This is a genomic window from Cellulomonas fimi (assembly GCF_028527925.1).
Lineage (GTDB): Bacteria > Actinomycetota > Actinomycetes > Actinomycetales > Cellulomonadaceae > Cellulomonas > Cellulomonas fimi_C.
In genome coordinates this window covers 1-9,020 of sequence record NZ_JAPESW010000080.1, presented here as the reverse complement: position 1 = coordinate 9,020, position 9,020 = coordinate 1, and the positions used below count along the sequence as shown (strand labels likewise).

Annotated in this window: 8 protein-coding genes; 4 read left to right on the top strand and 4 right to left on the bottom strand. The window is 75.2% G+C overall.

Features of this window, described 5'->3' with window-relative positions; translation table 11 throughout:
* Positions 1-725: DUF5995 family protein (locus OMK64_RS19370; protein WP_272729994.1), on the top strand; the 725-nt coding region annotated here is incomplete at its 5' end.
* A gap of 51 nt (positions 726-776) precedes the next feature.
* Here OMK64_RS19370 and OMK64_RS19365 read toward each other — a convergent pair.
* From OMK64_RS19365 to OMK64_RS19355, 3 genes are all read right to left on the bottom strand, one after another.
* A complete protein-coding gene (locus OMK64_RS19365; protein ID WP_272729993.1) occupies positions 777-1,502 on the bottom strand; it encodes a maleylpyruvate isomerase N-terminal domain-containing protein in 726 nt (241 codons plus the stop codon).
* Between the two features lie 227 nt (positions 1,503-1,729).
* Positions 1,730-2,947: a homoserine O-acetyltransferase MetX gene (gene metX / locus OMK64_RS19360; protein WP_445292862.1), complete on the bottom strand. Its 1,218-nt coding sequence runs from the start codon at positions 2,945-2,947 to the stop codon at positions 1,730-1,732.
* A 137-nt stretch (positions 2,948-3,084) separates the two neighbouring features.
* Entirely contained in the window at positions 3,085-4,404 is a 1,320-nt protein-coding gene (locus OMK64_RS19355; RefSeq protein WP_272729992.1) for a bifunctional o-acetylhomoserine/o-acetylserine sulfhydrylase, read from the bottom strand.
* A 524-nt stretch (positions 4,405-4,928) separates the two neighbouring features.
* Here OMK64_RS19355 and OMK64_RS19350 point away from each other — a divergent pair.
* The gene (locus OMK64_RS19350) at positions 4,929-6,377 is read left to right on the top strand and encodes a C40 family peptidase (RefSeq protein ID WP_272729991.1); all 1,449 of its coding nucleotides are present in this window, start codon (positions 4,929-4,931) and stop codon (positions 6,375-6,377) included.
* A gap of 132 nt (positions 6,378-6,509) precedes the next feature.
* On the opposite strand, the gene OMK64_RS19345 is transcribed toward OMK64_RS19350, so the two are convergent.
* Positions 6,510-7,004 carry an inorganic diphosphatase gene (locus tag OMK64_RS19345; RefSeq protein ID WP_272729990.1) on the bottom strand — a complete coding sequence of 165 codons (495 nt, stop codon included), beginning with the start codon at positions 7,002-7,004 and terminating at the stop codon, positions 6,510-6,512.
* Between the two features lie 174 nt (positions 7,005-7,178).
* Here OMK64_RS19345 and dacB point away from each other — a divergent pair, with 174 nt between their 5' ends.
* Together dacB and OMK64_RS19335 are read left to right on the top strand one after the other, a co-directional pair.
* Positions 7,179-8,588: a D-alanyl-D-alanine carboxypeptidase/D-alanyl-D-alanine endopeptidase gene (dacB, locus tag OMK64_RS19340; protein WP_272729989.1), complete on the top strand. Its 1,410-nt coding sequence runs from the start codon at positions 7,179-7,181 to the stop codon at positions 8,586-8,588.
* Positions 8,589-8,670: 82 nt separating this feature from the next.
* Positions 8,671-9,020: zinc-dependent metalloprotease (locus OMK64_RS19335; RefSeq protein ID WP_272729988.1), on the top strand; the 350-nt coding region annotated here is incomplete at its 3' end.

Here is a 9,020-nt window from a genome sequence, read left to right as displayed (position 1 = left end):
ACCTCGCGCGCTCCGTGCGCCGCGCCCGCGGCACCGGCACCGGGCCGGACCCCGTCGACCCCACCGCGCTCGCGCTCGTCGCCGACGCGCTGCGCGCCGGCTGGGCGCGCGACGACGGGCTCGGGGTGTTCCTCGACGTCTACCGCCGCGTGACGGCGCTCGTGGCGCTGCGCCTCGTGGACGGCACGTTCCGCGACCCGGCGTTCGTCGAGGACCTCGACGTGCGCTTCGCGCGGCTGTTCCTCGACGTCCCGGCCGACGTCGTCGCGCAACGGCCCGTCTCGCGCGCCTGGGCGCCGCTCGTCGAGCGCCGGGCGGTCCGGGGCATCGAGCCGATCCAGTTCGCGCTCGCGGGGATGAATGCGCACATCAACTTCGACCTCGCCCTCGCCGTCGTCGCGACCTGCCGTGCGCGTGGGTGCGACCCCGACGACGGCGACGTGCACGCCGACTTCGAGCGCGTGAACCGCGTGCTCGCCGAGGTCGTCCGGCCGATCCGGCAGTCGTTCCTCGACGCGTGCGTCGTGCAGCACGCGGGCGCCCTCTCGCCGCTCGCCGACCTCGTCACGAACTTCTCGATCGACAAGGCGCGCGACGCGGCCTGGGTGTCCGCGCAGGTGCTGTGGGAGGTCCGGGGCGTCACGGCGCTCGCGGCGGCGGTCCGCGACACCCTCGCCCGGACGGTCGGGCTCGTCGGCCGGCAGCTGCTCACGCGCTTCCCCTGACGCCGCGTCGCGGCCCGACCGCGTGTCCGCGACCGAGCCGGGGGACCGGCGTCAGAGCAGCGGGAGCATCCGGCCGAGGTCCGGGACGGCCTCCGAGGTGTGCTGCGGCTGGAGCGCGCGGGCCAGCTCGTCGACGTCGTACGGCGTCCGCCCGGCGGCGAGCCGCACCCAGCGCCGCGCGTCGGCGACCTCGAGGCTCCACCCGCCGCGCGCGACGACGATCTCGAGCAGCGCGTCGGCGACGAGCGCGAGCGCGGTGGGGTCGACGGGGTCCGGCCCGGTGCCGGTGCCGCGGGCGCGGCGCACGGAGCGCGCGAGGTCGTCGGCGTGCACCACGAGCTCCAGCACGCGCGACACGGTCATCGTCGACAGCAGCACGGGGCCGCGGCGCGCCTGTACGACCCGGTCGTGCGGGCCGAGCGCGTCGAGGTTCGCGAACGCGGCGTCCGCCATCGCGTCGACGGCCCGCAGCGGGGCGGGCGCGATCTGCTCGGCGAGGTCGCGGGTCGTCTCGGCGATGTCCTGGGCCCGTGCGACGTACGTGCCGACGTACTCGGCGAGCGTGTACGGGACGGTCCCGTCGGGCAGCGGCGTGCAGACGGCGAGCGCGTCCATCGCCCGTCCGAGGTGCGCGACGAGCTCCGCGACCGACCAGCCCTCCAGCACCGACGGCGCGTCGACGACGTCGTCGTCGACCACCTCGGCGACCCAGGACCGCAGGCGGTCCCACTGGCCGTGCAGGGCGGCGGACGCGGCAGCGAGGTCGGTGTAGGACATCCGTCCATCGTGCCGCAGACGCGGCCCGCGGACCCACCCGTCTGACCCGCGAGCCGCCCTCCGCGCCGGCCACACGGCCCGCCTGCCGGGAGCGACGTGCTGTCGGCGAGCGACGTCGCCTCGAGGGCGAGACATCGATGTCGCGCGTCCGAGCAGAAGTCGCGTCCACGGTGCGACGGCACGGTCCGCGCCCGGGCTCCGCGCGCCGCCCGCCGGGTGCGACGAGGTCAGCGGGCGCGGACCTCGTCGGTCAGGAACTCCGAGACGATCGCGCCGACCTGGTCCTCCTCGATGAGGAAGCCGTCGTGCCCGTACGGCGAGTGCACGGTCCGCACCGGCCCGGCCCCGGGGATGCCCGCGGCGATGCGCGCGGACTGCGCGGGCGGGAACAGCCGGTCGGAGTCGACCGCGATCACGAGGGCGCGCGCGGTGATCTGCGCGAGCGCCGCGACGACGCCGCCCCGGTCGCGGCCGAGGTCGTGCGTGATCATCGTGCGCGTCAGGGCGACGTACGTGTTGGCGTCGAACCGGCGGGCGAGCTTGTCGCCGTGGTGGTCGAGGTAGGACTGCACGGCGAAGCGGCCGCCCTCGAGCGGGTCCTCGGCGCCCTGCGGGATGCGCCCGAACCGCTCGTCGAGCTCGGCGGCGCTGCGGTAGGTCTGGTGCGCGATCTGCCGCGCGATGCCCAGCCCGACGTGCGGGCCGTCGCCGTCGGCGGCGTCGTAGTAGTCGCCGTCGCGGTAGCGCGGGTCGGCGTGGATCGCGGCGAGCTGCGTGTGGAAGCCGGCGATCTGGTCGCCCGACGTCTGCGCGGCGGTCGCGATCGCGGCGATCGACCGGACGCGCTCGGGGGCCGTGACGGCCCACTCGAGCACGCGCAGCCCGCCCATGGACGCGCCGATGACGAGCGCCCACGAGTCGATGCCGAGCAGGTCGGCGAGGCGGATCTCGGCGGCGACCTGGTCGCGCACCGTGAGCAGCGGGAAGCGGCCGCCCCACGGCCGCCCGTCGGGTGCGGTCGACGCGGGACCGGTCGAGCCCTGGCACCCACCGAGCACGTTGGGCGCGACGACGAACCACTCGTCGGTGTCGATCGGCGCGCCGGGACCGACCATCGACTGCCACCACCCGGGCGTCGGGTGCCCGTCGCCCGCGGGACCGGTGACGTGCGAGTCGCCCGTGAGCGCGTGCAGGACGAGCACCGCGTTGCTGCCGTCCTCGTTCAGCGTGCCCCACGTCTCGTACGCGAGCCGCACCGCGGGCAGCCGCCCACCGGACTCGAGCGCGAACGGGCCGAGGTCGGCGAACTTCCGCCGCCCGACCGGGTCGCCCTCGCGCCAGGCCGACGACGCACGCACGGGCGGCCGCTCGGGGAGCGGCACGCGGCTCGCGAGCGTGCGCGCGTGCGCCCTCGACGGGGCGAACGTGAACGTGTCGTCGGGCACGAGATCCCAATCTACGGGCGGGTCGGACGGGTGCCCCGGCGCGGTCTCGCCGCTCGGGACGGGGTCGTCCCCGCCGCGCGCCGCGGGCGAGCCGTGGGCGGGCTCGCCGCGAGGCGGCGGCGGGGACGACGGCACGGTCAGGCGCCCTTGGCGGCCCGGAAGCCCGCGTCGAGGTCCGCGAGGATGTCGTCGACGTGCTCGATGCCGACGGCGAGGCGGACCAGGCCCGGCGTGACGCCGGACCGGAGCTGCTCCTCGGGCGTGAGCTGGCTGTGCGTCGTCGACGCGGGGTGGATGACGAGCGAGCGGACGTCGCCGATGTTCGCGACGTTCGAGTGCAGCTCGAGCGCCGACACGAACGCCTGACCGGCCTCGCTGCCGCCCTCGATCTCGAACGCCAGGACGGCGCCGGCGCCGCGCGGTGCGTACTTGAGCTGGTTGGCGTGCCACGGCGACGACTCGAGGCCCGCGTAGTGGACCTTGACGACGTCCTCGCGCGCCTCGAGCCACTCGGCGACCTTCTGCGCGTTCGCGACGTGCCGCTCGACGCGCAGCGACAGGGTCTCGATGCCCTGCGCGATGAGGAACGCGTTGAACGGCGACGCCGCGGCGCCGAGGTCGCGCAGGAGCTGGATGCGCGCCTTGAGGATGTAGGAGAGGTTGACGCCGAAGACGCCGTCCTTGCCGAGCGCCTCGCCGATGACCAGGCCGTGGTACGACGGGTCGGGCTTGCTGAAGCCGGGGAACTTCTCCGGGTCGGCGGTGTAGTCGAAGCGGCCCGCGTCGACGATGACGCCGGCGATCGCGGAGCCGTGCCCGCCCAGGTACTTGGTCGCCGAGTGCACGACCACGTCGGCGCCCCACTGCAGCGGGTTGATGAGGTAGGGCGTCGCGACGGTGTTGTCGACGATCAACGGGACGCCGTTCTCGTGCGCCACGTCGGCGACGAGCTCGATGTCGAGGATGTCGGACTTCGGGTTCGGGATCGTCTCCGCGAAGAACAGCTTGGTGTTCGGGCGGACCGCGGCGCGCCACGACTCGGCGTCGTGCGGGTCCTCGACGAACGTCGTCTCGATGCCGAGCTTGGGCAGCGTGTAGTGCAGCAGGTTGTAGGTGCCGCCGTAGAGCGAGGGGCTCGCGACGACGTGGTCGCCCGCCTCGGCGATGTTGAGGATCGCGAACGTCTCGGCCGCCTGGCCCGACGCGACGAGGAGCGCGCCGACGCCGCCCTCGAGGTTCGCGATGCGGTTCTCGACGACCTCGGTCGTCGGGTTGCCGATGCGCGTGTAGATCGGGCCGAGCTCCTTGAGCGCGAACCGGTCCGCGGCCTGCTGCGCGGAGTCGAAGACGTACGACGTCGTCTGGTAGATCGGCAGGGCGCGCGCGCCCGTGCTCGCGTCGGGGGCCTGGCCGGCGTGGATCTGGCGGGTCTCGAAGCTCCAGCTCTCGTTGCTCATCGGTCTGCTCTCTCTCGGGGATCCGTGGGTGCTCGGTCCGCGGGGAGCTCGGGCAGCCGACGTCCGTCCCGCGGAAGGGGTGGGAGGGGCGCACGTGTCGAGCGTCTGGCGCATCGCGGGGGGCCGGGGCGACCGGTCACCTGTCCGCGGGCATGCCGAACGTGCGCTGGTCAGCGACACATTCGACGGGTCATGCGACCGAGAGTACGAGCCACCATCCGCTGGGTGACACAGCCGTCCCGTGATGTGAGACGGCATCGTCGGGTGAACCGGAGTGGTCCGAGCGCCGACGTCGGCCGAACGGGTGAGCATACGTCCGATACGTCCCGAACCACAACGGTGTGACTCGTGTTGCTCGTGTGACTTCTGTTCACTTCTGTGACGCACGTGAGTAGCGTCGAACCGCGAACGGGCCCGGGGAGGGGCCCGTGCGAACGTCCGGAGGAAGTGCAGTGGTGCGGTTCGACAGCGTGCTCGGTCCAGACGAGGGCCGGCGCCGGGTCCCCCGGCGGACCCTCCGGCTGGTGACCGCCGCGGTCGTCGTCGCCACCTCCGGGATCATCGGCGCGGACGTCGCCGCCGCGGACCCGACGCCTCCCTCCGCGCAGGACGTGCGCGACGCCCGCCGCGCGGTCGACACGGCCGCCCGGTCCGTCGCCGAGATGGAGCTGCGCCTCGCACAGCTGTCCGCGCAGGCCGACGCCGCCCAGCTCGCGGTGCAGAAGGCCGGCGAGGACTACACCGTCGCGCTCGCCGCCGCCGACGCCGCCAAGGTGGCCGCCGCCGACGCGGTGCAGCGCTCCGCCGACGCCGACGCCCGCGCCGAGGACGCGCGCCGGACGCTCGTCGCGATGGCCCGCGAGGCCGCCCGCTCCGGCGGCAACGTCGAGGCGTTGCAGGCCGTCCTCTCCGCCGACGGCTTCCGCGACGTCGCCCGGCGCTCCACCGCGCTCGAGCAGATGACCGGCAAGGCCGACGAGGCCGTGCAGGAGTTCCGCGCGGCGCAGCTCGTCTCGAGCGTGCTCGCGGACCGCGCGAAGGCCGCCGAGGCGGATGCGAAGGCCGCCGAGCAGGACGCCTCCGCCGCGCTGGCCACCGCGCAGAAGACGCAGGAGGACAGCGACGCCGCGCTCGCCGCAGGCGCCGCCGAGCGTGACCAGCTCATCTCCGCGCTCGCCGCCGCCCGGCAGACGAGCGCCGAGGTGGAGCGGGCGCGGCAGGACGCGATCGAGGCCGAGCGTCGCGCGCGCGCCGACGAGGCCGCGCGGCAGGCCGCGCTCCGGCCGCCCGTCGTGACCGCACCCCCCGCGTCGAGCGGCGGTTCGTCCGGGTCGACGGGTTCGACCGGTGGCTCGACCGGCTCCACCGGGGGCACGAACGGCGGGTCCACGGGTGGCTCCAACGGCGGTTCGAACGGCGGGTCGACGGGCGGTGGCTCGACCGGCGGCGGATCGACGGGCGGCGGGTCGACCGGCGGTGGCTCGACCGGCGGTGGGTCGGCCGGTGGGGGGTCGACGGGCGGCGGCTCGACCGCGCAGCCCACGACACCCCCGTCGACGGGCGGTCAGTACGGCCTCGGCACGGGCCGCTCGCGCGGCTCGGCCGGCGGGGGAGCGGCCGCCGTCGAGTGGGCGAAGACCCAGCTCGGCAAGCCCTACATCTGGGGCGGCGTAGGCCCGGAGGGCTACGACTGCTCGGGCCTGACCGGCACGTCGTGGCGCAGCGCGGGGGGCGTCAACCTCAACCGCACGTCGCGCGACCAGTACAAGCAGGTCCTCAAGATCTCGTACGACCAGCTGCGCCCGGGCGACCTCGTCTTCTGGTCCACCGACCCGAACAACCCCGACGCGATCCACCACGTCGCCATCTGGGCGGGCAACGGCCAGATCATCGAGGCCCCGACGTTCAACAAGCCCGTGCGCCTCGTCGCGATGCGCTGGGCGGGCACCATGCCCTACGCCGGTCGCCCCTGACGACCACGCCGGCCGGGCGCCCCGCTCGGGTCCCGGCAGCACGACGGCCCGCCCCTCGCGTCGAGGGTGGCGGGCCGTCGTCGTCCGTCCCGGCCGCACGGTGGCGCGGCCGGGTCACGGCTCAGTGCTCGGTCAGTGGTTGTACCCCGCGTCGATCGCGCGCTGACGCGACCGCTCGATCTCGGCCTCGGCGTCGGCGCGGCCGACCCAGTGCGCACCCTCGACGGACTTGCCGGGCTCGAGGTCCTTGTAGACCTCGAAGAAGTGCTGGATCTCGAGCCGGTGGAAGTCGGAGACGTCGTCGATGTCCTGACGCCACGCGGCGCGCTGGTCGCCCGTCGGGACGCACAGCACCTTGTCGTCGCCGCCCGCCTCGTCGCGCATGCGGAACATGCCCAGCGCACGGCAGCGGATCAGGCAGCCCGGGAACGTCGGCTCCTCGAGCAGGACGAGCGCGTCCAGCGGGTCGCCGTCCTCACCGAGGGTGCCCTCGATGAAGCCGTAGTCGTCGGGGTACCGGGTCGAGGTGAAGAGCATGCGGTCGAGCCGGATCCGGCCCGTCGCGTGGTCCACCTCGTACTTGTTGCGCTGCCCCTTGGGGATCTCGATCGTGACGTCGAACTCCACAGCACTCCTTAGCACCACGTCCGCGCCCAGCCTCGATGGGGCCGGCGGACCCGGCGACTCGTCGGTCGTCGTGAACGGCGCGCCGGGGTGTCGGGGGCGCCCTTGTCTCGGACAGTAGTCTGACGCACCGGCGCGCGGGGGTCCCGCCCCGCCCCCGGTAGAGACAGGGTGATCATGGCCACAGCAGGACGGGTCGTCGGTACCGCCGTGCTCGTCGTCGTGCTTGCGGGCGCGGCGTACGGGACCGCGGACGCCTACGACGTCGCGCCCGGCCTGGTCACGCTCGAGCCGTCGCCCGCGCCCGCCGCCCCCTTCCCGACCGCGCCCGGCGCGGTCGACCCCGGTGAGCCAGCGACCGTGCTCGGGCCGCTCGACGACCAGGCGCCCGTCCCTGGCGCCACCAGCGTGCAGGGGCTGGTCGACGGGCTGGTCGCGGACCCGCGGATGGGCCCGTCCGTGGGCGTGGTCGTCGCCGACCAGCTCACCGGTGAGGTGCTCGCGTCGCACCTGCCCGACCAGGGCCGCACGCCCGCGTCGACCGCCAAGCTCGTCACCGCCGTCGCCGCGCTCGACGCGCTCGGGCCCGACGTCACGCTCCCCACGACCGTCGTGCAGAGCGGCGAGCAGCTGGTCCTCGTCGGCGGCGGCGACATGATGCTCGCCCCGGGCGCCGGGAACCCCGACGCGACCGTCGGGCACGCCGGCCTCGCCGACCTCGCGGCGCAGGTCGCGCGCGAGCTCACGCTGCAGGGCCGCACCACCGTGACGCTCGGGTTCGACGACTCGCTCTTCAGCGGCCCGACGCTCAGCCCGACGTGGAACCCCGCCGACGTCGCCGCCGGGTTCGTCGCACCCGTGACCGCGCTCGGCGTGGACATCGCGAAGATGCGCGAGGGCGAGTACCCGCCCCGCTACCCCGACCCGTCGCTGCACGCCGCCCGGACCTTCGTGCAGCGCCTGGCCGAGGTCGGCATCACCGTCACCGGCACCCCGGCACGCATGGGAGCGCCCGACGGGGCGCCCGTCGTCGGCGAGGTGCGGTCCGCACCGCTGGGCGACGTCGTGCACTACTTCCTCGACACGTCCGACAACACGATCACCGAGGTCGTGTCCCGGCTCGTCGCGATCGACGCGGGCCTGCCCGCGAGCTTCGACGGCGGCGCACAGGCCGTGCTGCACGCCGTCGCCGCGGGCGGCGTCGACACGACCGGCGCGCACCTGTCCGACGCGTCGGGTCTCGGCTCCGGCTCGGTCCTGTCGCCCGACCTGCTGCTCGCGCTGCTGCGCCGCTCGACCGACCCTGCGCACCCGGGGCTCCGGGAGGTCGCGACGGGCATGCCGATCGCCGGCCTCACCGGGACGCTGTCCGACCGCTACACCTCCTCCCCGGCGCGCGGGCTCGCGCGGGCCAAGACCGGCAGCCTTCCGGGCGTGACCGCGCTCGCGGGCACCGTCCTCGACGCCGACCGGCGTCAGCTCGTCTTCGTCGTCCTCGCCGACCAGACGCCCGCGGGCGGGCAGTGGGCGCCGCGCGCCACGATCGACGCCTTCGTGACGAGCCTGTCGGGCTGCGGCTGCGCCTGACGTCGCGCCGGGCAGCGGCGAGCGGCGGGGCCGATCGGTGCGAGCGGCGACGGGCGGGGCGTGCGGCGTCTACGGTGGCCCGATGGACGAGACCGCGCCCGTCGACTGGACCGCGGCCGCCCGCATCGCCGGCCGCCTCTCGCGCCCCGGGCCCACGGCGACCCGCGACGAGCTGCACGACCTCGTCGACGGCCTGCGCGACGCCGCGCACCGCGCGGGCGGGTACGCCTCCGACATCACCGGCCTGATCGCGGTCGACGGCACCCCGCCCGACGCGGTGTCGCGCGTGCTGGTCGTCGACCGCCCGTCGTGGGCCCGTGCGAACGTCGAGATGTTCGCGCGGCTCGCCGAGCCTCTCGCGCACCGGCCCGACGGCAGCCCGCTCGTCCCGCCCCCCGGCGCCCGCACGGCCGCGGCGGCGCAGGTCGGCGG